The organism is Candidatus Poriferisocius sp., from assembly GCF_965214065.1.
In the GTDB taxonomy this organism is placed as follows: domain Bacteria; phylum Actinomycetota; class Acidimicrobiia; order Acidimicrobiales; family Bin134; genus Poriferisocius.
Map to the genome: position 1 here is coordinate 179951 of NZ_CBDCAT010000026.1, position 21822 is coordinate 201772.

The window sequence follows — 21822 nt, forward strand, 5'->3', positions numbered from 1 at the left end:
ACAGTCTTCATCACCCCACAACGACGCCCGGTGATGCTGATCGGTTCCCCGGTTCCCGGCGCGGGGCGCGATCGGTCGAGGAGCGGGCCGGTTGTTCCCTGCTGGTACCAGCCGCGTCAAGCGGCGATGGCGTCAGGCCGCGACGGCGTTTTTGAGCAGTGCCTCGTTGGGCTCGGCGGGAAGCTCGCTAAGGGGAACGGCGATCTCGTCGTGGGTCGGGCCGTGCTGAGCGGCCAGGGGGGCCAAAGCGTTGAGGTCGAAGCCGTAGAGGTCGGCGGCGTTGCCGGCCAGTATCTGCTGGAGCTCGGTCGTTTCGGTATCGCAGAACACCTGGCGCAGGTGTTCTCGGGTGTAGGGGCCGGTGCCCTCGTTGTGGGGGTAGTCAGAGCCCCACATAACTTTGTTCACGCCCAGTACGTCGCGGGCCGCGGCGTCTTCGTGGCCGGGCTGGCTGATGCCCACCCAGCAGTTCTGCTGGAAATACTCGGTGGCGCTGCGGGGCAGGATGTGGCTCTCGTCGTAGCGCATCTCGCCCATGCGGCCGGTGTCGCGGATCTTGGCCAGGGTCTCGTCCATGTGGGACAGAGCATCCACCAGCCAGGCGCAGCCCTGCTCGGTCATCACGAACTTGAGCTTGGGGAAGCGCTCGAACACCCCCGACAGCAGAAGCTGGTAGAAGGGCCGGTGGGAGTAGAAGCTCACCTCGGTTATGAACAGCAAATCGGACACCGAGTACTTGCCGTAGTTGGGTACTCCGGTCCCGCCGTGGCTGTTGACGATCACCCCGAGGTCTTCGCAGGCGGCCCAGAACGGGTCGTAGGCGGGGTCATACAGGGGAGCCAGGTCCTTGCAGTCGGGCGGGATGGCGGAGATGAGCACGCCGCCGCGCAGGTTGTTGGCCGCGATGAACTCGACGTCCTTGATGGCCTCGTCCACGTCGTTCAAGAAGGTCTGGCCGATGCCGGCCCGCTGGTTGGGGTACTGGGCGCACCAGTCGGCCAGCCAGCGGTTGTGGGCCCGGATGCCGGCCAGCCGGTGCTCGAGCTGATCGGCCCGGGGCGGGCGGGCGAACAGGATGAAGCTGGGGAAGAACGGGGGCACGGTGTTGGGGAACACCACCTCGCCCACCTGGCCGTCGGCGTATAGGTCGCCCAATCGGCGCTCGTTGTCCCAGTTGCGCACCCGGCCGCCGTCTTGGAGGTCGCGGAACGGGTTGCGGTACTTATCCCGCCAGGCGTCGAAATCGTCGTGGTACTTGGATTCCAAAAACCCGCGATAGGTCTCGTGGTTGGCGCCGGCGTGGCAGTCGGCCGAGATGATGGTGTATCGGTCGCTCATTCCACTAGTTTGCCAACTGTGAGCAACTCGCCGGGCATCGTGGAAGGGGAGTGGGACGACCAGCCCCGCAACTGGCGGACATTCTTCAAGCGCTGGCGCCGCAGCAAGGAGCTGTTCCGATTCGAGGTGGTCCGCACCGAGGCCATGTCTGCCGACGATTTCTTCGTAATCGGACGAGCCGCCTCCGGCCGCATCAAAGTAGGCGATGCCGTGGCAGTCGACATTGGCGATCAAATGATCTCCACCCGGGTCACCTCCATCGACCACACCGTGCAGAACGACGAAGAGTTCCACATGCTCATGGCCCTCAAACTCGAAGGCATCGGCCCCGACTCCGGCATCGAGCCCGGCGCCATCGTCCGCCAGCCTTTCTAGCTGGTATTCAAACAATCCCGCAGGGGAAGGGTCAGACCTGCTTCGGCCTCGGCGCGCGACCTGCGAAGCGATCCCACCAACTCAGGATCCCTCATGATGTCAAGGGTCTCTTCTAGGGATTCGAGATAGTCGCAATTGACCAGCATGAACGACGGCCGACCATTGCGGGTGACCATGATCCGATCCCGCTCCTTATCGACGCGGTCAGCAAGCTCCGAAAGATGGCTTTTGACTTCGGAAAAAGGCAGTATCGACCTCATTGACCATAACTCTGACCTCTTCAAAGCGAATTGGCAAGCAACTTGCTTACGGTGTGAGGAGTTGGCCGAGGCGGCGGCTGGCGATGGTGGCGCCGGCGGCGGCTAGGGCCAGCAGATAGGCGATGTGGACTAGTAGGTCCACGCTGATGTCGCCGGCGATGAAGGCTCGTTCCATGGCTACTCCGTGGTAGAGGGGGGTGGCTTGGACAAGGAACTGGACGGCGCGGGGGTAGGTGTCCAGGGGGAAGAAGGTGGCGGAGAACAGGAACTGGACGATTAGGGGCACGGTTACCAGGTCGAGGTCGTTCCAGCTGCGCATGTAGCTGGTGGCGGCCATGCCCAGGGCTGCGAACGTGAAGCCGATCAAGGTGGCTCCGGGCAGTGCGGCTATGGCCCACACCGAGTCCACCAGCCCCAGCCCGGCCATGATCCCCAGGAAGCCGCCGGAATAAAGGGTGGCCCGCAGCACCGACCAGCCCATTTCGCCCAGGGCCAAATCAACCACACTTACCGGGGTGGCCAGTACCGCGTCGTAGATCTTGGCCCAGGTGAGCTTGTAGTACATGTTCATGGTGCTGTCGTAGAAGGTGCCGTTCATGGCCGAGGTGGCCAGAAGCCCCGGTGCCACGAAAGTGCGGTAATCAATGGAGCGCCCTCCGACGGTCACGTCTCCCACCAGCTCTCCGATGCCGATGCCGATGGACAGCAGATAGAACACCGGCTCGAAGAACCCCGACAACAGGGTGACCCAGGTGCGCCGGTAAACGGTGATGTTGCGCTCGACAACGCGGGTGAATCGTCTAGACGGCAGCACTCCCGCCGCCGCGGCCAATCCCAGCCGGTTGGGACGGCGCCCCTGGCCCGTGGTGTCCACTCCTGTGGCGCTCATTCGTACAGCCTTCGGGTGAAGGTTCTGCTGGCAATCAGCGTGCCGACCAGGATGAGGGCCACAAGGTAGGCCAGGTGCCCGGCCAGCTCCCAGTTCACCCCGCTGCCGGTGCTCAACGCCCGGCACAGCCTCACGCCGTGCCACACCGGGGTGAGCCAAGCGATCTGTTCAAGGACAATCGGGAGTTGCGATACCGGGTAGAAGATGCCGGAGAATAAGAACATGGGCATGATCACGAACCGGGTATAAGTACTGAAGTTGTCGGCATTGATCCGGGTGGCGACGAAGGCCGCGGTGGGGGTGGCGAAGGCCATGCCGCACAGGGCGGCGCATAACGGGGCCAGCACTGCCAGCGGCGACGACACTGACCCAAAGGCGGCCATAACCCCCAAGAACACGAAGCTTGCCAACGTCACCCGAAAGGCCATGTACGTCAAATGGCCAAGCAGAATGTCGCGGCCCCGCAACGGGGAAGAGGCCATGGCCATATAGGTGCGGTACCACTTGAAGCCGCCCAGTACCGGATAGGTGGACTCGTTGACCGCCAGCATCATGGCATTGCCGGCCAGCAACCCGGGGGCCAGGAAATCCAGGTAGTCGAGCCCGCCGAGGTCGCGGCCGGAACCAACCTCGGCATCCACCAGCGAGCCCAGACCCAATCCCATGGCGGCCAGGAACAGAATCGGACTCAAGAAACTGGTCAGGAGCGAGCCCTTCCAGTTGCGGCGATAGGTCAACAGCCAGTACTCGACGGCCAGTCGAGTACTGGGGACCACTGCGGCGGGGGCCATCAGTCCACCAGCGAGCGGCCGGTGAGGTGCAAGAAGACGTCTTCGAGGGTGCTGCGGCGCACGAGCACGCTCTCATGCTCGACCTCCCCGAGCAAGGCCACCAGCCGTTCGCCCTGGTCGGTATAGAGGAGCACTCGATCGGGCAGCTCCTCCACCCGCTCATAGAGCTCCTCTTTCGCTTGGGCCTCGGGGCTCTCGCCCAAGCGGCGCAACGCCTCGGCCATCACCGTCACCTGTCCATGGGTTCGCACCTCCACCACCTCGCGGGTGGAGTAGCGCTCGATCAACTGGCGGGGCGATCCCTCGGCCACGATCTTGCCCCGGTCCATCACCACCAACCGGTCGCACAGCTGTTCGGCCTCGTCCATGTAGTGGGTGGTGAGCACTTGGGTCACCCCTTGGCGCTTTAGCGTCCACAGCCGCTCCCACACCACATGGCGGGCTTGGGGGTCGAGGCCGGTGGTGGGCTCATCCAGCAGCAGCACCTCGGGCTCGCTGATCAAGGCCCGGGCGATGGTCAGTCGGCGCTTCATGCCCCCAGACAGCGGTTCCACGTGGTCGTTGCCCCGCTCGGTGAGCTGTACGAACTCCAACAATTCAGCGATTCGGGTGCGCAGCATCGACCGGGGCAGGTCGAAGTAGCGCCCATAGACGTAAAGGTTCTCGGCCACCGACAGTTCTTCGTCGAGGTTGTCCTGCTGGGGGACCACCCCGAGGCGAGACCGGATCTTGGTGCCCTCACGGGAAGGGTCCATTCCCAGGATGCGCAGGGCGCCGCCGGTGGGGGCGGACACACAGCCGATCATTCGCATGGTGGACGACTTGCCTGCACCGTTGGGTCCCAGAAAGCCGAACACCTCGCCCCGTTCGACCTCGAAGTCGATGCCGTCCACCGCGGTGAAGTCGCCGAATTGCTTGGTCAGCCCCCACGCAGCGATCAAAGACACTTGGTGAGGATACGGCCACGCCGCTGCCCGCGGGCAGTTCTGAATTGATGACTATTCGATGTGGTGGTCCGAACCAGCGCCTGCGTGCAGACCCCGTTGCTGTCGATGGGCCATGATGGGGCCCATGAGCTTTGAGCATTTGCTGTCACCGGGGCGCATTGGCACTTTGGAGCTGCGCAATCGGCTGATCATGGCCCCGATGGGCGAGGAGTTGGGCGACGAGAACGGCGAGGTGTCCGACGACCAGGCAGCCTACCTAGAGGCTAGGGCCAAGGGCGGCATGGCCGTGGTGATGCTGGGGTCGGTGGGAGTGGCCCATCCGGTTGGCTGCTCCAACAAGCGCCAGACCGCCATCTCCGAGGACCGGTTCATCCCATCGTGGAAGCGGGCGGCGGACCGGGTCCACGCCCACGGCGGCAAGATCGCCATGCAGCTTACCCACGCCGGCAAGATGGGCCTCCAGGACACCATGGCTGGGCGCCCCATGTGGGTTCCCTCGCAGCCCGGGGAAATGACCGTCGACCCGCTGTACGGCATGGTCACCGCCGAAGAGGGTGCCATGATGGCCGAGCCGTTCATGGCGCCCACCTCCAATCCCCACTACCGGGTGATGGACCACGACGACATAGCCACCGTGGTCGACCAGTTCGCATCAGCCACCGTGCGGGCGCGGGAGGCAGGGGTGGACGCGGTGGAGCTGCACGGTGGCCACGGCTACCTAATCGATGCCTTCTTGTCGCCCACTATCAACACCCGCGACGACGAATACGGGGGGTCGAGAGAGAACCGGGCCCGGTTCTTGGTGGAGATCCTCACCGAGATCCGCCGACGGGTGGGCGACGACTACGCCATGTGGGTGCGGCTCAACAGCACCGAGGTGGGCATCAACGGCATCGTCCTCGACGACGCCCTCTACAACGCCCGCCAAGCGGCGGCAGCCGGAGCTGATGCCATCCACGTGTCGGCCTATCACGACCCCGGCATCGCCACCGGACCCACTGACTCCTATGGTCCCCACGAGCCCGAGCTGCTTGTCCCCAACGCGGCTGCGGTCAAGGCAGAGGTGGACGTTCCGGTTATCGCGGTGGGGCGGATCAGCCCCGAAGCCGCCGACCGCCACATCGCCGAGGGCAAATACGACTATGTGGCCATGGGCCGCAAGATCCTGGCCGACCCCGACCTGCCCAACAAACTGGCCGAGGGCCGCTCCGAGGATGTCCGCCCCTGCGTGTACCACTATCGCTGCATCGGCAACATCTTTCTGCGGGTGGGCACCCGGTGCGCCGGGAACGGGTTCTTGGGTCGGGAGGACGAGCTGACCGCCGAGGCCGCGCCGGCCGCCCGGCGAGTGCTGGTGGTGGGCGGCGGACCCTCGGGCATGGAGACGGCCCGGGTGGCCGCCCTGCGGGGCCACGATGTGATCCTGGCTGAGGCGTCCAATCGACTGGGCGGCCGGTGGGCCCTGGCCTCGGCCACCAGCGATGTGAACGCCGAGCTCATGGAGTGGTTCGAGCGCCAGCTCGACCAACTCGGTGTGGATGTTCGGCTCAACACCCGGCTGGATGCGGCCGACGCCGGCGCACTGTCACCCGACACAGTGGTGGTCGCGGTGGGCGGACAATGGGGCCGCCCCGAAGTCGACGGCATTGACGGTCCCAATGTGTGGGGAGTGGACGACCTGGCCCCGTGGCTGCTCGACGGCAATCCGCTGGATGCTGGCCGGTTGGCGGTGCTGGGCGGAGACCTGCCTGGCCTTGGGGTGACCGAGACCGCCCACCATCAGGGCGCCGAGGTGACGCTGATCGAGTCTGGCCCCGCTTTCGGATTCTCCCTCGGGTTGCCTGGGCGGTGGCGGGTGGTCAACGACCTCGGCCAAGCCGGGGTGAACCTGGTGGCCGGTGCCGAAGTTGTAGCCATTACCGACGAAGGGGTGGTGTGGCGCACCAACGGCGCCGAGCAGACCACTCCCGCCGATCTGGTGGTGGTGACCTCTGAGCTGGCTGCTGACACGTCGTTGGCTGATGAGCTGAAGTCGTCGGGCGCAGAGGTCCACTCGGTGGGCGACTGCGCCCAACCCGGCTTTCTAGAAGGGGCTATGCGCTCCGCGGTCGAGTTGGCCGCCACGCTGTAGCCCCAAGGGCGAAAGAGAAGAGGAGATCGCGATGAGCTTTCGACTGGCCAGCCGCGCCGGGCAGGCGGTGCTGTTGGATGGGGAGAACTATTGGGCGTTGGGGATCGCCCCGATGGAAGCCCTTGGCCGTCTCGATGACCTACACCGCCAATGGGCTAGTCGGGACACCCCCGATGGCCAGGTGAGCCCGTCTGAACTGGGACCGCCGGTGCCCGATCCCAAGCAGGTGTTCGCTTATGGGCTCAACTACCGCGACCACATCGAGGAGATGGACGAGGTGGATTATCTGGGCCGCACCTCCAACGAGGCGCCAGTGGTGTTCACCAAGTTCCCCAACTGCCTGGTCGGCCCGGCCGCACCGGTCAAGCTTGTGGGCGACCACTGCGACTACGAGTGCGAGCTGGTGGTGGCAATCGGGGCCGAGACCAGGAACATCGACGAGACCCAAGCCTGGGACCGGGTAGCCGGTCTGATGATCGGCCAGGACATATCCGACCGGGCCCTCCAAGTTGCGGCCACCCCGCCGCAGTTCAACCTGGGCAAGTCCCGGGAGTCCTTCGGCCCCACTGGCCCCGCTCTAGTGAGCCCCGACCTAGTGGACAACCCCGACGATCTGGCCATCTCCTGTCGCATCAACGGCGAGCTGCGCCAAAACAGCCGCACCAGCTACCTCATTCGCCCCGTAGCCGAAATCGTCGCCTACTTGTCGTCGATCCTCACTCTGCACCCGGGCGACCTCATCTTCACCGGTACTCCCGGCGGCGTCGGTCAGGCCTTGGGCCTCTACTTGAAGCCGGGCGATGTAATCCTCTCCGAGATCGAAGGCCTCGGCACGCTGGAGAACACCTGCGTATAGGGAACTAGGGCAGACCCAGCATATCTGCGGCCTGGTCGCAGCTCGCGATGGGACGGCCTACCTCGTTGCACAGAGCGACCGCCTCGGCCAGCAGCTCGTCGTTGGTAGGGGAGCGGTCGGGGTCGTAGAACTCCTCGATGCCAACGTGGAGGTGGCCGCCGAGCTCCAGGGCCAGGCGGGGCAGGGGGGTGGCCATGAGATCGCCACCCCACACCGATACCGACCAGGGGATGTTGGTGCCCTCCAGCATGTCGAGATAGGCCAGCAGGGCGTGCTTGGTGGGTGAGAGGCCGAAAGTAACGCCTTTCGATCGGCGGGTTAGGCCCCATTCGGCCCCGAAATAGAGCTTGGCCATCGACCCCGCAGGTAATTGCCCGGCCCGGTAATAGGAGAGCACACACTGCAAGAAGCCGGGCTCGTAGATGGCCAGCGCCGGTCCCCAGCCGTTGTCGCGGCACAAGTCGAAGCTGGCCCGGATATCGGCGTAGTCGTTCTTGTAGGTGCCACCCACCGGCAGGCCGTCAGGCCCGGCCGCCCCGATGTTGGTGGAACCCGGGTCAACCACCCCCATGCGCAGGGGCAACTCGGCGGCGATCATGGCCATGTGGGCGTTCTTGGCCTGGTGGTCGGCGCCTGAGGTGAGCGTGGGATACCACAGGGCGTCGGGCCGGGCGGCCAGCACCGGGGTCATGGCCTCGATGTAAGGGCCAGCCGCGGCCTCGCCGGTAAGGCTGATGTCGAAGTTGTGGGTATGGATGATGGCCGCGCCTTGGTTAAGGCAAGCCAGGGAATCGTCCCTGATGGCCTCGGCGCTCAGCGGGACATTCGGGTTGATGTCGGGGCTGGTGATGCCGTTGATTGCCACCTCGATGATGACTGGGATTTCCTCGTTTGCAACTGCTGTCATGGGCTGAGAATAGGGGAACGTCGGCGGGCGTGGTTTACTGCGGGGCGTGGTTGCACCGGCAGGAGATGGTCCTTGGTTTGAGGACTTCAGAGTGGGCGAGCAGCTCGATCCCGCCCCGGCCATCACCATCGGGCCGGGCGAAGCGGCCGTGTATCAGGCCATCTGCGGCGACCCGCTGGCCATCAGCCTGAGCCGCCCGATGGCCGAGGCAATCACCGGGCAGCCCGGCTCGGTAGTCAACCCTGCCTTGGTGTTGCAGGTGGCCATCGGACAGTCCACCGTGGCCACCCGCAAAGTGGTGGCCAACTTGTTCTATCGCGGGGTGCGCCAACTCCACACCGTGCGGGTGGGTGACACGCTCACCACGGTGGTCACCGTGCGGGGCCTGCGGGAGGCGTCGGCCCGGCCCGACCGACCGCCCCGGGGCCTGGTGCTTCTCGGCATCCAAACCCACGATGATCAGGGCCGACTGGTGCTCGACTTTGAGCGGTGCGCCCTGGTGCGTTGTCGATCTGATGCTTCCACCGGCCATGCCGATCACCTGGGAGGCGCCCCTGAAGAACTCGACATGGTCCCCGTTGTTGAAGCTGTCCCGTCCGACTGGGACTTGAGTCCGCTCGGAGGCCCCCAAGAGTGGCCGATAGGGGAGACCCGGCGCGATCCGCTGCGGGACACTGTGACCGACGCCCCCGCGCTGGTACGGCTCACCCAGAACCTGGCCCCGCCCCATCGGGATGCGTCATTGGGCCAGGGAGGCAAGCGGCTGGTGTACGGCGGGCACACCGTAGGGCTGGCCCAGGCTGGACTCGTGCGGCTGTTGCCCACCGCGGCCACGGTGGTGGGCTGGCACCTTTGCGACCACACCGGCCCGGTGTTCGAAGACGATGTAGTAGAAGTGTCAGCCACGCTTGACGCCATCCATCAGGTACCCAACGGCCGTCTGCTGGCCTTCACCGTGACCGTGCAGGCCGAGCGCAACGGTGCCGAACCGGTTCCGGTGCTGGACTGGCGACCGATTGTGCTGGCCCCGTGAGCAATACTCCAGAGCCCACAGACCACGAGCTGGCCCACTGGCTGGCCCACCAGGCTGGTGAGCAGCTCCAGGTCCTGTCAGATGAGATGGAGGAATCCCGCGCCGGTTACCTCCACCGCGAGATGGCTGGCGACCAGCTCAGCCACCGCTATTTGACTGGTGCGCTGGCCCAACTGAGGCCGGACGACAATGTGCTCTCGGAGGAGGGGCGAGACGACCGCTCCCGCCTGGACGCCGAGCGGGTGTGGATCGTCGACCCGCTGGACGGGTCATCGGACTACGCCGACCAGTGGAGTGATACCTGGGCGGTCCACGTCGGGCTGTCGGTGAACGGCGAACCAGCGGCGGGGGCGGTTTCGGTGCCTCCTTGGGGCCGCACGTTCAGCACGATCAACCCCGATGGTCCACCGTCTGACAACGGGCGAAAGCGTCCGCTGGTGGTGATGTCCCGCTCCCGGGTGCGATGGGATAGCCACCGCTTGGCCCGTCACCTGGACGCCGACGTGTACGGCGTGGGCTCGGCCGGGGTAAAAGCCATGGCCGTAGTCACTGGCGATGCCGACGCCTGGGTCCACGCCGGCGGGCTGTATGAGTGGGACACCTGCGCCCCGGCCGCCATTGCCTTGGCGGCTGGTCTGCACGCCTCCCATCTAGACGGCTCTCCGCTTCGCTACAACCGCAGTGACCTAGCCCAGTGGGGCATCCTTATCTGCCGCCCTGAACTGGCCAAAGACCTCCAGGCCGCATTCGCTGCCTGATACAAGCTCTATTCTGCGACCATGAGACTGGGGATGTTGGGGGCAGCTTGGATCGGGCCGATGGGACTCATCGAGCCGGCCAAAGAGGTCGAAGGGGTAGAGGTGACTGCGGTGGCGGCCCGCGATCCGCAGCGAGCCCGGGACTATGCCACCGAGCACGGCATTCCCCTGGTATTCGACTGCTACGACGCCCTGCTGGCCTCAAATGAGATCGACGCGGTATACAACCCCCTGCCCAACTCCCACCACGCCCGCTGGACCATCGCAGCTCTGGAGTCGGGCAAGCCGGTGCTGTTGGAGAAGCCTTTCACCGCCAACGCCGACGAAGCCCGCCGGGTGGCCGGGGCTGCTGAGCAAACCGGTTTGGTGGTGATGGAAGCCTATCACTGGCGCTTCCACCCCCAAGCCGACCGAGCGATAGATCTGGTAGCCGAAGGAGCGGTTGGCGAGGTGGCTCACGTCGAGGCAGCCATGGTATTCCCGTCCATGCACGGCCCCGACGACATCCGCTATCGCTATGACTTGGCCGGGGGCGCATTGATGGATACCGGCTCCTATGCCCTTAGCAATCTGCGGGCCTTCGGCGAGCTCGATGTGCTCCGAGCTGAAGCCGAGGAGATGGCCCCTGACGTCGACGTGCGAATGACCGCCGAACTGCGCTACCGGGACGCAGAGGCCACCGCATCCATCACATCGGCGTTCACCGGAACCGGCCAGAAGGCCGAATTGGGCGACCCCGATGCTGATGATCTCAATGCTGGCGACCCCGCCGCCTTCGACTTCGAGTTCCAGGCCGAAGTAGTGGTGACTGGTTCCAAAGGGAGGTTGCACATCGACAACCCGCTGGCCCCCATGTGGGGAAGCGGCCTGACTGTTTCTGATCAAGACGGTGCCACCGTTCTTCATGAAGCCGCTGAGCAAGTGGCCACCTATACCTGCCAGCTTCGGGCTTTCAAAGCGTGTGTCGAAGATGGCGGCCCGAATCTGTATCCGCCGTCGGAGTCGATCAAGACCATGGAGTTGGTCGACGCGGTTTATCGGGCCGCGGGTCTGCCGGTCCGAGTCGGGATCTAGCTAGCTGCGGGCCTCGTCGAGCACTTGGCGGGTGGCGTCGCCCAGCAGACTGGCGAAGCCCACCGGACCCAGCGCCTCCAGGCGGCCCGAGTCGAACACCTCAACGGTGATGGGCGCCTCGCAGCCTGCACCTCGAATGGCTCGCAGCGCGCCGGTCAAGTCCATCGCCCCCAGGCCGGGCACGCAGCGGAGATAGCGAGTGGCCCAAGCCAAGTCATCCGGAGGCTCCGCAGGGGCGTCGTTGAGCTGGATCGCCCCGATCAGATAGCCGGGAATCGAGGCAAAATCGGCGAAGTCGCCGGGGCCGTAGAAAACATGCCAGAAGTCCACGGTGAGCCCGCAGTTAGCCCGACCGGTAGCGGCCACCACCTCGGCACTGGCCAGCGGGTCGGGGATGGGCCGGTTGCGGCTGAACTCCATATACACGTCCACTCCGACGGAAGCCCCCTGGTCTGCCAACTGGGCCAAGGCCTCCACCGCCTGCTCCCTGACGGCCGATCCGGGGCACACCAAGAGCGCATTCACCCCGGAGGCCCCCAAGGCGGCGGCTGCCTCGAACACCGCCTCCCGAGGTGCTTCCTCGTAGTAGGGCCCACCCGGATCGTTGGGGCCTACCCACACGATGACGGCATCCATGTCGGCCACCGCCAGCCCGGCGTCGCGGACGCGTTCACCGATGGCCGGGTCGGCTGGGTAGACCGCGGGCCATAACGTCAGCCCCGCGAAACCGCCAGCGACCGCGGCGTCTACCAGCACCTCGATCGGCGGATTGTCCAGCGAACCCGAGCTGAGCACTAGATCGTCAGGGCCGAGAGTCATCTCCCATAGCATGGCACCCCATGTCTCCCGACCACGCCACTCATCCCGACGACGAGTTTCATCCACCCACCTCTGACGACCCGTATTGGACAGAGACTTGCTGGTTCACCTTCGCCGCTCCCGAGCACAAGCTGTCGGGCCAGCTCTACCCGTTCTTTCGGCCCAACCAGGGGGTCACCTCGGGCGGTGCGTTCTTCTGGGACACCGAGGGCGACCAGATCTGGAACTGCCGCTACGCCAAGAACTTCTGGCACCTTCCCCTGCCCGATCAGCCCCTGAGCGACATTGAATTGCCCAACGGCATCTGCTACCAGGTGATCGAGCCCCTCAAGCAGTACCGGATCAGGTTCTTGTGCCAAGACGACGGTGAGGCCGAAGTTGACTTGACCTTCACCGCGGTGTGCCCGCCCAACTATCTGGGCGACGGCCACCTCGACCAGCCGGGCCGATACCAGGGCACCATCCGGTTGGGCGATGACTCCTACGATGTGGACGCCTACGGGATGCGGGATCGATCGTGGGGACCGCGCAGCCAGTTCGGCGCCACCCTGCACGGGGCTGTGCGGGGCGGGTACAGCTATGCCACCGCATCGGACTCCGACGGCTTCCACGCCCTGACCATGGCCTACGGCGAGGGCGACGACCCCGACTGCACTGTCATCCACGGCTACTACCTGCGCGACGGCGAATATTCCCGGCTGGTTCCCGGACAGGGGCGACGCGACGTGTTGGAGCGCGATCCCAGCACCGGTGCCCCCACAGTGGTCCGCATCATCGCCGCTGACGAGTCGGGCCGGGAACTGGAGGCCACCAGTCGGGCGGTGAACCGGATCGGTGTACACCTCAACCCCAACTTGTGGACATGGAACTGCCTCAGCGAATGGACTTTTGGCGACACCGTCGGCTGGGGAGAGGACCACGACAACTGGAGCGCGGCCGGTTACCGCCGCTTCGCTCGCGGCCATCTCGGGTTTGACTGATTCTGGTCAGCCGTCTTCGCGGTAGTCGGCCAGATCGACTCCGTCGATTAGGTCGGCGAATTCGGCGTTGACCTCGACGTCGGGCCGACCATCCAGGCTCGCTAGGAAAAATGCTGTGGCTAAATGCTTCAGCGCGGCCTGCATGGCCAGCGGATGGGCGTTTTCGGGAGTGCAACCGTCTTCGGCCCGGACCACCTGCTCAGCGCCGAGGAGGGGTTCAAGCATGTCCAGCCCGCCTCCGGCGAGGATGACGGGGCAGCTATCTGTGAAGCTGTTGTGGCCGGCCTGGGCCAGGTTGACGAAGGTGCGAGGGCCGGGGGCAGATTCGTAGCTGGCCAGGCTGCGGTCGGTGGGCACGGTGAGGTCCAGTTCGGCCACGATCACCAAAATCGGCTTGTCGGCCGCCTCGGGTGGAACAGAACCTCCGCCAGCCAGCGGTATGGCGGCCAGGACCGCCTCGTTGGCCAACGCGTCGAGCGCCGTTCTCGCTCCGGCCGAGTGTCCGATGACACCTGCCCTGGCGGTGTCGGCGCCGTCGCCGAAGGCGGCGTCGAGAGATGCCAGAGTTTTGGCCACATTGGCCTGGTCTTTTTCAGGGCTGGATTCTGCGGTTCCAAGAGTCTGGGCGGTCAGATTTCGGTGGATGTGCTCGGGGGATGCCACCACGAAGCCGTGCGAAGCCAAGTGGGTGGTAAGGAAGATGGCGACGTCTCGGTGCCCGCCAAATCCGTGGCTGTATATGACGACCGGAAAGGTGTTCGAGTCGGCTATGGGTGCGTCGCGATAGGAATTGGTCTCAATCGGACTCTTCATGCTGTCGGGGATAAGGGATCGGAATGCTTCCGGAATGGCTTCGGAGGAATCGAAGATCTCGGTTTCCATGTCGGCCACCGCCTCTGCATCGGCGGGGTACCAAACCGAGAGTGGTTGCTGGCCGGGTTCCTCTCCCAACTCCAGGGTCATGACCCCCACGGGGAACTGGCCGAACTCGGTGAGCGCGACCGGCGGCTCAGGCGGGGGAGTCAGGGTTGGTACGGGCGTGGGCTCAGGTTCAGCCGCCTCGGTCGATTCCGGCTCGGGCACCGTCGTGGCCTCAGGAACCGGCTCGGGCGCCTCGGTGGGCTCGGGCTTGGTCGCTTCGGGCTCGGGTGCCTCGGTGGGCTCTGGAGCCGGCTTGGGCGCCTCGGTGGGTGCTGCGGTTGGGGCCGCGACCAGAGGGGCGTCGTCGTTGGAGGAGCAGCCCATTGCCACCAGGGCGAGAACCATGACAAGGACGATCCAGGTCTTCTTGGCCGGCCCCTTGAGCCCTCCCGCTTTCTTGGACTCTGGTTTACGCGAATATGATCCAGCCATGGGCCGAAAGTACAAGGTAATCAGCGCTGATGGGCATGTGGAGACGCCGCCCGACGTATTCGTCAAGTACGTCCCGGAGAAATACAAGGACCGGGCCCCCAGGTTGATACATCTTCCCGAAGGGGGAGAGGGGTGGTTGATCGAGGGCCAGCCCCTGCTCAAGAACGGCCAGAACATTGCTGGGCGCGACAAGGTGAAGTTCTCCGGCGGCACCTACTTCAACGCCGACGGCAGTCCCGCAGAGGGCGCTGGCCCCGCCGAGCAGCGCCTCCGGGAGCAAGACCTCGACGGCATCGATGCCGAGGTGCTCTTCCCGCCGGTGTTCGCCAGCCGGTTCCTGGAAGGCATCAAGGACCCAGACGTCTACCGCTCGATGATCCGGGCCTACAACACGTTCTTGGCTCACGACTACTGCTCGGTGGCCCCAGATCGCCTCATCGGCAACGCGGTGACCCCCATCACCAACATCGACCACGCCGTGGAGGAACTGGAGTTCGTCGCCGAGGCCGGCCTGCCTTCGGTGGCGTTCTACAACTTCCCAAATGGCACTCCCTACGCCGATCCGGTAGATGACCGGTTCTGGGAGAAGAGCCTGGAACTGGGCCTCAAGCTGGCCCCTCACTTCGGCTTCGGCGCCAACCAGGCCCCGCCTCAATCGGCGGCCAAAGGCACCTCCGACAGCCCGTGGGCCTCTGCGCTGGTGCAGCGGGCCGGCAACCACTCGCCGGTGTACTGCATGGCCCAGCTAATCGCGGCAGGTGTGCTGGAGCGGTTCCCCGACATCAAGTTCTACTTTGCCGAGACCAACGCTAGCTGGCTGCCGGGCACGCTCTACTTCATGGACGACAACTACGAGCTGTTCGGCGACTGGTTCAAGGTCAAGTATGAGCGCAAGCCCAGCGAGCAGGTAGTGGACCACTTCCACTTCAGCGTTATCCGCGACCCGGTGGTGTTCGACATGGTCGACATCATCCCGTGGGACAACATCATGTGGGGCACCGACTTCCCCCACTCGGTGGGGTCATTCCCCGACTCCCAGGAGTTCATTGAAGAGAACTTCACCAAGGTGGACGAGACGATTTCCCGCAAGGTCCTGCTGGAGAACCCGGCTGAGTACTTCGATTTGGACCTCGAAGCCGACATCACCGAGACGCCGGCGGGCTGAGGCTCAGCCCATAGTCAGCACGCCTCGGGCCAGCTTCCCGGCTTCGAGGTCTTCGAAGGCCTTGTCGAGTTCGGCCAGGTCATAGGTGGCCGACACCAGCTCGTCGAGCAGCAGCCGCCCGTCGAGATACAGGTCCACCAGCGCGGGAATGTCGAACGCAGGGCGGGCCGACCCGTAGCGGCACCCCATGATCGACTTGTTCTGGTAGAGCTTGAACGGGGCGAGCTCCATCCGGGCGTCCATGCCCGCCACTCCCAATATCACCATGTCGCCCCCGGGGCGCAACATCTCCACCGCATCGCTCATCAACATGGTGTTGCCCACGCACTCCACTGAGCAGTCCACACCGCCCGAGGTCATCTCCCGCACGGTGTCGACAGCCGGTACTTGCCCAGAGTCCACGAAGTGGGTGGCGCCGAATTGGCGGGCGAAGCCCTCCTTGGCCGGGTTGTTGTCGACGGCCACGATCTTGGTGGCCCCGGCAATGCGGGCGGCCTGGATCACGTTTAGTCCGATGCCCCCCACGCCGATCACAGCCACGGTGTCACCCCGGTACACCTGGGCCCGGTTGAAGATGGCGCCGGTGCCGGTGAGCACACCGCAGCCGATGAGGCAAGCGCTGGTGAAGGGCACCCGCTTGTCGATGGCCACCACCTGGCCCTGGCCTACCACCACCTCCTCGGCGAACACGCCGGTGTTGGCGAAGCCCATGATCGCCTCGCCCTGGTACGTGAAGTAGGCGGGCAGATCGCCGGGGCCGGGTTCCTCGCCCGTCTCATTGCGCTTGGCAATAGCGGCACCCAGCTTGGAGGTCTGGCACAAGGTGGGATGGCCGGTGGCGCATACCGAGCAGCGCCCGCAGTTGTCGATGGTGGCGATCACCACGTGGTCACCTGCGGCCACGGTGGTCACATCGGAACCGACGGCCAGCACCTCACCGGCGCCCTCGTGGCCCATCACGAACGGTGGAGAGAACATCTGCCCGAACGTGCCGTCGATCACTGACACGTCGGAGTGGCACACCCCGGCGGCTCCGATTCGAACCCGCACTTGGTCAGGCTCGAGCTCGGTGGTCCCGAGCCCGTCGGTCACCACTGCTGCTTCACCGTCGAAAAGAATCCCTCGCATAGCTGTTGCCCCCGTCAAGTGCGGTTGATATAGGTGTCATCCTCGTAGGCGTCGGGGCCGATGAGGGTGCCCGGGGCAGGACACTATGGCAAGAGATATCGGCAGAGATATTCAGAGGGCCATGAAGACGGCTAGATCGCCACAGCCACGACGATCACCAGCACGATTACCGCGGCCAGGGCCACCGAGGCCAAGAGCATCGCGCCGGGCAGGTGCTTTCCGAACAGGCGGATCGACCGCCGACCGGTGATGGGAGAGGCAGGTTCGTTGAGGGGGATCCCCTGGGGGGCGACTGCGATGCCCGGCGGGTCTATCCCAGTTAGATCTCCGTCGCGGACTTTCACCGTCCAATTTGTGCCGTTCCACCAACGGGCCTCATGCCGCCCGAATGGGTCGGTGTGCCATGAGGCCTCGGGCTCGGGGTTCGCAGCCAACTCGGTTTGGATTCTAACCACACGGACAGCCGTATCGCGGGGCACAATGGCGGTCGTGGACAACCAGGCCCGGCTTGGCGAACTTTTGGCCAAGCAGGAGATCACCGAGCTGCTTTACCGGTACTGCCGGGGGGTGGACCGTCTCGATATGGATCTGGTTCGATCGTGCTACCACCCCGGCGCCACCGATTCCCACGGCACCTTCGAGGGCACAGTTGAACAGTATCTGGTGTGGAGCGAGCGCCTGCTGCGTCGCTACACGGGGTCGACCCACACAATATTGAACGTCCTAATCGAGATCGAACAGGAGCCGGTGGAGGCAGCAAGCGGTGAGACAGTGCAATGGGCCCGCTCCGAAGCCCACGGCATCGCCCGACATTGGACCGAGGGAGGGCCGCAGGAGTTGAACATGTCAGTGGGCTTCCGCTTCATCGATGACGTGTCTCGGCGCAACGGCGGGCAGTGGCTTATCTCACGCCGGGTAGCTACCACTGAATGGGTGCGAGAGGAGCAGTTTCGGCCCTTCGACGAGCGCTTCTTGCGGGGTAGCCGAGACCGGAATGATCCGCTGTACGCGCCTCGTCCCGGCCAATAGGCCACCGGTCGAACCGAGAACTACCATCGGCAGCCATGCAAACTGAGAACGTTGAACTCACTACTGGCGACGGCCCGATGAGGCTGTACGTGGCCCGTCCCGACAGCGAGCCGAAGGCCGCGGTCATCGTCATCATGGAGGCCTTCGGGTTGAACGGCCATATCGAAGATGTGACCCGGCGGGTGGCGGCTGAGGGTTATCTTGCGGTGGCCCCCGACTTGTACCACCGCTACGAGAACAGTCTGGCCGACTACGACGAGATGGACAAGATATTCGAGATGATGAGCGGCCTCCTCGATGAGCACTCCCTGATGGATGTGGACGCCGCCCTCGACTACCTGGCCGGCCAGGGGATTTCGTCTGACAAGGTGGGGATCACCGGGTTCTGCATGGGCGGCCGCGTGACCTTCTTGACCGCTATCAGCCGCCCGGTGGGTGCGGCCGTGACCTACTACGGCGGGGCCATCGTCACTGACGGGTTCTCCCCTGGCCAGCCCAAGCTGGCTGACCGCCATGGCGACCTCCAGTGCCCGTGGATGGGGCTGTTTGGGGACCTCGACGGCATGATCCCCGTGGAGGGTGTGGAACAGCTTCGGTCCGACCTCGAGGGCAACACCCAGGTTACCGAGGTCGTGCGCTACGCGGAGGCCGACCATGGGTTCTTATGCGACGAACGCCCGTCGTACAACGCTGACGCCGCGGCCGACGGCTGGTCTCGAATGGCGGGCTGGTTCGCCACCCACCTGTCGTGACCGGCGACAAAGAAAAAATCGGGGTCATCGGCTCAGGAGTAATGGGCTCGGGCATCGCCCAGGTGATGGCCATCGCCGGCCACCTGGTGGTGGCCTACGACCTCGATCCCGACGTGGTGGCCGTAGCGCCCGAATTGGTGGCAGGGGGACGTTTCGGTATCCAGGGGGCGGTGGCCCGGGGCAAGATGACCGAATCGGAGGCCCAAGCTGCGCTGGCCCGTATCGAATTCACCACCGACCAGGAAGCCGCTGCTGAAGTAGATGTGATCCTGGAGGCGGTTCCCGAGCGCTTGGACCTCAAGATCCAGCTGTTTCGCGACCTCGACCAGAAGTGCCCCGAGCACACCATCTTTGCTTCCAATTCCAGCGGCTACCCGGTGCAGGCCTTGGCAGTGGCCACCGATCGGGCCGACCGAGTGATTGGGTGGCACTGGGCTTCCCCGCCGCCGGTGATGAAGTTGGCCGAGATCGTGAGGGCGCCGCAGACCTCCGACGAGACCACCGAGACCATTTGCCGTCTGGCTGCTGCCGCGGGCAAGAACCCCGTGGTGATCCAAGACTCGGCCATGCACTGGGGCTACGTCACCAACCGGGTGTACGGGGCCATGATTCGAGAGGCCAACGCGGTGGTGGCCGAGGGCATTGCCAGCCGGGCCGAGGTCGACCAGCTCATGGTGGACTGCTTCCGGTGGCCGTCGGGCCCCTACGGAATGGTTTCCGGGGCCACCACAGGTTGGAAGGCCGACAAGAAGTAAACCCAGAAGAGAGGTTTCCATGAAGGCAGCACTGCTGGCATCACCCGCTTCGCCATTGGTGATGGCCGATGTGGATTGCGTCGATCCCGGACCGGGGCAGGTGCGAGTGCAGGTCACCCACTGCGGCCTGTGCCACTCCGATCTGACCATGATCGACGCCCCTGAGATGATGACCCCGATCATTTTGGGCCACGAGGCCGCTGGGATCGTCGACGCGGTGGGCCCCGGGGTGGACTCCCTAGCCGAGGGTGACCATGTGATGCTGTCGCCGTTCGGCCCGTGCGGGACTTGCTACTGGTGTGTGCGGGGCGAGATGACGCTGTGCGCTTCGGCAGCCTCGATGTTCATGGGAACGATGCCCGACGGCTCGATCCCGTTCACGATGGACGGCCAGCCGGTGTACCGGGGGTTGGGTGTCGCCGGATTCGGGGAGCTGACCCTGGTGGCCGAGTCAGCCGCGGTGAAGATCGACCCCGATGTGCCCCTAGAAGTGGCCGCGGTGATCGGCTGCGCCATCCAGACTGGTGTGGGCGCGGTGCTCAACACTGCCCAAGTGGAAGAAGGCGCCACCGTGTTGGTGATGGGCCTGGGAGGTGTGGGCATGTCGGTGGTGCAGGGTGCCCGCCTGGCCGGTGCGTCCCGCATCTTCGCCTCCGACCCGGTCGCCGATCGCCGCAGCGCCGCGGTGGCGTTCGGGGCCACCGACCTGCTCGACCCGAACGAGACCGACGTGGTGGCCCACGTGCAGGAGGCCACAGGAGGTATTGGGGCCGACTACGCCTTCGACGCCGCCGGGGCCGGCCCGCTGGTGGAGGCCGGGCTGGCCGCCACCCGCAACGGCGGCACCACGGTGATGGTGGGCGCCCCTGCCCTGGAGCACACCGTGACCATCAACCCTGCGGTCATGTATCTCACCGCGGAGAAGAAGCTGCTGGGCTGTTTGTTCGGCGGCTGCAACTCCCAGCGAGAGGTTCCCCGCCTGCTCGCCCTGTGGCAGAACGGCCGCCTCGATCTCGAGCCCATGATCACCGCTCGGCGCCCCATCGACGAGATCAACGCCGGCCTCGACGACCTCCGAGCCAGCATCGGTATCCGCACTGTCTTCAACCTGAGCTGACTTAGCTGCGGATCAAGCGGACTAGGTGGGCGACGACTCGCCCGATGGGGGGTGCCTCCCCGCTGGCCAGCGGATCGAGGGTGAACTCCACCTGGGTCTCACGTTGGCGCGAGCCGGTGACCGGATTCGCCTGCACGGTAGCGGCCAGTTGGCACACAACGCCGTTGTCAGCGGTAAACGTGACTTGGACAATGCCGGTTGTGGGGTCGATGTAGCTCACCTCGCCCAACTCATGGCCCGCATCGACCAGTCGAGCGAACACGTCTCCGGCCGGCAAGTGAAGGACCAGACTGTCGTCGGTCTTCGCTTTGGCGGGCGTTGCCGACTTCCGGGGCGACGACTTGGACGGCTCCAGCGGATTGGTTCCAGCCCGCTGGAGCCAGTAGTAGGCCTCGGTGATGCGGGCGGCCACCGCGGTGCTGCCCCCCACATCGGGGTGAGCTAGTCGGATCAGCTCCCGATAGGCCCGGTTGATGTCAGCGGCCTGTGCCCCCTTCTCCAGTCCCAGCGTCCGTAGCGCCCGCTCCCGGTTCACCCCCGCAAGCGTAGGGGGTGGGGCAAAACTCAGCTTTCGGCGAGGAACTCCAAGATGGTGGGGTAGGCGGTGGGGTCTTGCAGCATGAAGATGTGGCCGCCGTCGAAGGTGGCCAGTCGGGCGTTGGGGATGCGGTCGCGCAGGAGTTCGCTGTTGCGCATGGGGGCGATGCCGTCGTGGATGCCAGCGCACACCAGGCTGGGAACGTCAATATCGCCCAGACGGTCAACCACGTCGTGGCCCCGGCGGGCTTCGAGCTGGCCGAGAGCGCCGGAAGTGTTGAGCGGAAGGGCTGGGCCGTCGGGGCGGGCCGCGGTCACGAACACTTCTACGCCGGGGGGCAGCGGACCTCCCCTTTGATAGCGGGTGTCCATGATCTCTAGGGCCACCTCGCCCCGCTCGTCGGGGTCGAGGTCGGCCAGGGTGTGCAGGGGCCACGAGCTGTACTCGGGACCACCTGGTGAGGTGCAGTTGAGCACCAGCTTGCTGATGCGACCCGGATGGAGAACGGCCATATTCATGCCCACCATCCCGCCGAAGCTGGTGCCCACCACCGGCACCGAGTCCCAGCCTAGAAAGTCCAGGAACGCCACCGCGTCGGCGGCGTAGTCGGCCATGGTCCACGGCAGCGGTGGGGTAGAAGTCTGGCCCAGGCCTCGCTGGTCGAAGTGGGCCACGGTGAAGGCCCCGTTGAGCGAATTCTGGTCGGGAGCGGTCATGCGGAGGTCTCCGCCGCTACCACTGATGTTCAATAGGGGTGGCCCCGAACCGTGCAGCTCGAAGTACAGGTTGAGGTCGCGGACTTTGGCTATCGGCATTGGCTCATGTTG

General features: G+C 65.2%; 24 protein-coding genes. 12 read left to right on the forward strand and 12 right to left on the reverse strand.

What is annotated here, in order from left to right; genetic code table 11:
* Positions 1 to 132: 132 nt before the first annotated feature.
* Positions 133 to 1338 (reverse strand): amidohydrolase family protein, encoded by a 1206-nt coding sequence (locus ACOOGG_RS05075; RefSeq protein ID WP_420432938.1) that lies wholly within the window; start codon positions 1336 to 1338, stop codon positions 133 to 135.
* A gap of 18 nt (positions 1339 to 1356) precedes the next feature.
* Between ACOOGG_RS05075 and ACOOGG_RS05080 the strand changes: the two genes are divergently transcribed.
* Positions 1357 to 1713 carry a hypothetical protein gene (locus ACOOGG_RS05080; protein ID WP_420432940.1) on the forward strand — a complete coding sequence of 119 codons (357 nt, stop codon included), beginning with the start codon at positions 1357 to 1359 and terminating at the stop codon, positions 1711 to 1713.
* Here ACOOGG_RS05080 and ACOOGG_RS05085 read toward each other — a convergent pair.
* The 4 genes from ACOOGG_RS05085 to ACOOGG_RS05100 are packed head-to-tail and all read right to left on the reverse strand — an operon-like array spanning position 1710 to position 4600.
* Positions 1710 to 1973: a type II toxin-antitoxin system Phd/YefM family antitoxin gene (locus tag ACOOGG_RS05085; RefSeq protein ID WP_420432942.1), complete on the reverse strand. Its 264-nt coding sequence runs from the start codon at positions 1971 to 1973 to the stop codon at positions 1710 to 1712. The two genes, ACOOGG_RS05080 and ACOOGG_RS05085, sit on opposite strands and share 4 nt — an antisense overlap.
* A gap of 46 nt (positions 1974 to 2019) precedes the next feature.
* Positions 2020 to 2862: an ABC transporter permease gene (locus ACOOGG_RS05090; RefSeq protein ID WP_420432944.1), complete on the reverse strand. Its 843-nt coding sequence runs from the start codon at positions 2860 to 2862 to the stop codon at positions 2020 to 2022.
* Complete coding sequence (locus ACOOGG_RS05095) at positions 2859 to 3653, reverse strand: ABC transporter permease (RefSeq protein WP_420432946.1); 795 nt, start codon at positions 3651 to 3653, stop codon at positions 2859 to 2861. Before ACOOGG_RS05095 ends, ACOOGG_RS05090 begins: the two co-directional genes overlap by 4 nt.
* Positions 3653 to 4600, reverse strand: coding sequence for an ABC transporter ATP-binding protein (locus tag ACOOGG_RS05100; RefSeq protein WP_420432948.1), 948 nt, complete (start codon positions 4598 to 4600; stop codon positions 3653 to 3655). Before ACOOGG_RS05100 ends, ACOOGG_RS05095 begins: the two co-directional genes overlap by 1 nt.
* Positions 4601 to 4724: 124 nt before the next feature.
* Between ACOOGG_RS05100 and ACOOGG_RS05105 the strand changes: the two genes are divergently transcribed.
* Both ACOOGG_RS05105 and ACOOGG_RS05110 read left to right on the forward strand, forming a co-directional pair.
* Entirely contained in the window at positions 4725 to 6731 is a 2007-nt protein-coding gene (locus ACOOGG_RS05105) for an FAD-dependent oxidoreductase (RefSeq protein ID WP_420432950.1), read from the forward strand.
* Positions 6732 to 6762: 31 nt separating this feature from the next.
* On the forward strand, positions 6763 to 7587 hold the full coding sequence (locus tag ACOOGG_RS05110) for a fumarylacetoacetate hydrolase family protein (RefSeq protein WP_420432952.1): 825 nt from the start codon (positions 6763 to 6765) through the stop codon (positions 7585 to 7587).
* A 4-nt stretch (positions 7588 to 7591) separates the two neighbouring features.
* On the opposite strand, the gene ACOOGG_RS05115 is transcribed toward ACOOGG_RS05110, so the two are convergent.
* Complete coding sequence (locus tag ACOOGG_RS05115; RefSeq protein WP_420432954.1) at positions 7592 to 8494, reverse strand: 3-keto-5-aminohexanoate cleavage protein; 903 nt, start codon at positions 8492 to 8494, stop codon at positions 7592 to 7594.
* 91 nt (positions 8495 to 8585) lie between these two features.
* Here ACOOGG_RS05115 and ACOOGG_RS05120 point away from each other — a divergent pair, with 91 nt between their 5' ends.
* The 3 genes from ACOOGG_RS05120 to ACOOGG_RS05130 are packed head-to-tail and all read left to right on the forward strand — an operon-like array spanning position 8586 to position 11359.
* Positions 8586 to 9527 carry an acyl dehydratase gene (locus ACOOGG_RS05120; RefSeq protein ID WP_420432956.1) on the forward strand — a complete coding sequence of 314 codons (942 nt, stop codon included), beginning with the start codon at positions 8586 to 8588 and terminating at the stop codon, positions 9525 to 9527.
* Entirely contained in the window at positions 9524 to 10285 is a 762-nt protein-coding gene (locus tag ACOOGG_RS05125) for an inositol monophosphatase family protein (protein ID WP_420432958.1), read from the forward strand. Before ACOOGG_RS05120 ends, ACOOGG_RS05125 begins: the two co-directional genes overlap by 4 nt.
* A gap of 21 nt (positions 10286 to 10306) precedes the next feature.
* The gene (locus ACOOGG_RS05130; RefSeq protein WP_420432960.1) at positions 10307 to 11359 is read left to right on the forward strand and encodes a Gfo/Idh/MocA family protein; all 1053 of its coding nucleotides are present in this window, start codon (positions 10307 to 10309) and stop codon (positions 11357 to 11359) included.
* Here ACOOGG_RS05130 and ACOOGG_RS05135 read toward each other — a convergent pair whose 3' ends face one another.
* Positions 11360 to 12178: a sugar phosphate isomerase/epimerase family protein gene (locus tag ACOOGG_RS05135; protein ID WP_420432962.1), complete on the reverse strand. Its 819-nt coding sequence runs from the start codon at positions 12176 to 12178 to the stop codon at positions 11360 to 11362. It abuts the gene before it with no gap.
* 20 nt (positions 12179 to 12198) lie between these two features.
* On the opposite strand from ACOOGG_RS05135, the gene ACOOGG_RS05140 reads away from it, so the two are divergent.
* Positions 12199 to 13158, forward strand: coding sequence for a hypothetical protein (locus tag ACOOGG_RS05140; protein WP_420432964.1), 960 nt, complete (start codon positions 12199 to 12201; stop codon positions 13156 to 13158).
* Positions 13159 to 13164: 6 nt separating this feature from the next.
* On the opposite strand, the gene ACOOGG_RS05145 is transcribed toward ACOOGG_RS05140, so the two are convergent.
* Complete coding sequence (locus tag ACOOGG_RS05145; RefSeq protein ID WP_420432966.1) at positions 13165 to 14511, reverse strand: alpha/beta hydrolase family protein; 1347 nt, start codon at positions 14509 to 14511, stop codon at positions 13165 to 13167.
* Here ACOOGG_RS05145 and ACOOGG_RS05150 point away from each other — a divergent pair.
* Complete coding sequence (locus ACOOGG_RS05150) at positions 14510 to 15676, forward strand: amidohydrolase family protein (RefSeq protein WP_420432968.1); 1167 nt, start codon at positions 14510 to 14512, stop codon at positions 15674 to 15676. The genes ACOOGG_RS05145 and ACOOGG_RS05150 overlap by 2 nt on opposite strands.
* Positions 15677 to 15679: 3 nt before the next feature.
* On the opposite strand, the gene ACOOGG_RS05155 is transcribed toward ACOOGG_RS05150, so the two are convergent.
* Both ACOOGG_RS05155 and ACOOGG_RS05160 read right to left on the reverse strand, forming a co-directional pair.
* Positions 15680 to 16804: a zinc-binding dehydrogenase gene (locus ACOOGG_RS05155; RefSeq protein ID WP_420432970.1), complete on the reverse strand. Its 1125-nt coding sequence runs from the start codon at positions 16802 to 16804 to the stop codon at positions 15680 to 15682.
* A 131-nt stretch (positions 16805 to 16935) separates the two neighbouring features.
* Positions 16936 to 17259 carry a DUF2510 domain-containing protein gene (locus ACOOGG_RS05160; protein ID WP_420432972.1) on the reverse strand — a complete coding sequence of 108 codons (324 nt, stop codon included), beginning with the start codon at positions 17257 to 17259 and terminating at the stop codon, positions 16936 to 16938.
* Between the two features lie 25 nt (positions 17260 to 17284).
* On the opposite strand from ACOOGG_RS05160, the gene ACOOGG_RS05165 reads away from it, so the two are divergent.
* From ACOOGG_RS05165 to ACOOGG_RS05180, 4 genes are read left to right on the forward strand one after another with little or no spacing between them, the layout of a single operon-like run.
* Entirely contained in the window at positions 17285 to 17833 is a 549-nt protein-coding gene (locus ACOOGG_RS05165) for a nuclear transport factor 2 family protein (protein ID WP_420432974.1), read from the forward strand.
* A 35-nt stretch (positions 17834 to 17868) separates the two neighbouring features.
* Positions 17869 to 18585: a dienelactone hydrolase family protein gene (locus tag ACOOGG_RS05170; protein ID WP_420432976.1), complete on the forward strand. Its 717-nt coding sequence runs from the start codon at positions 17869 to 17871 to the stop codon at positions 18583 to 18585.
* The gene (locus tag ACOOGG_RS05175) at positions 18582 to 19340 is read left to right on the forward strand and encodes a 3-hydroxyacyl-CoA dehydrogenase family protein (RefSeq protein ID WP_420432978.1); all 759 of its coding nucleotides are present in this window, start codon (positions 18582 to 18584) and stop codon (positions 19338 to 19340) included. The genes ACOOGG_RS05170 and ACOOGG_RS05175 overlap by 4 nt, the downstream gene beginning before the upstream one ends.
* Positions 19341 to 19359: 19 nt before the next feature.
* Positions 19360 to 20457 (forward strand): Zn-dependent alcohol dehydrogenase, encoded by a 1098-nt coding sequence (locus ACOOGG_RS05180; RefSeq protein ID WP_420432980.1) that lies wholly within the window; start codon positions 19360 to 19362, stop codon positions 20455 to 20457.
* A 1-nt stretch (position 20458) separates the two neighbouring features.
* On the opposite strand, the gene ACOOGG_RS05185 is transcribed toward ACOOGG_RS05180, so the two are convergent.
* Both ACOOGG_RS05185 and ACOOGG_RS05190 read right to left on the reverse strand, forming a co-directional pair.
* Complete coding sequence (locus ACOOGG_RS05185) at positions 20459 to 20992, reverse strand: J domain-containing protein (protein WP_420432982.1); 534 nt, start codon at positions 20990 to 20992, stop codon at positions 20459 to 20461.
* 29 nt (positions 20993 to 21021) lie between these two features.
* Positions 21022 to 21810 (reverse strand): alpha/beta fold hydrolase, encoded by a 789-nt coding sequence (locus ACOOGG_RS05190; RefSeq protein ID WP_420432984.1) that lies wholly within the window; start codon positions 21808 to 21810, stop codon positions 21022 to 21024.
* Positions 21811 to 21822 lie beyond the last annotated feature (12 nt).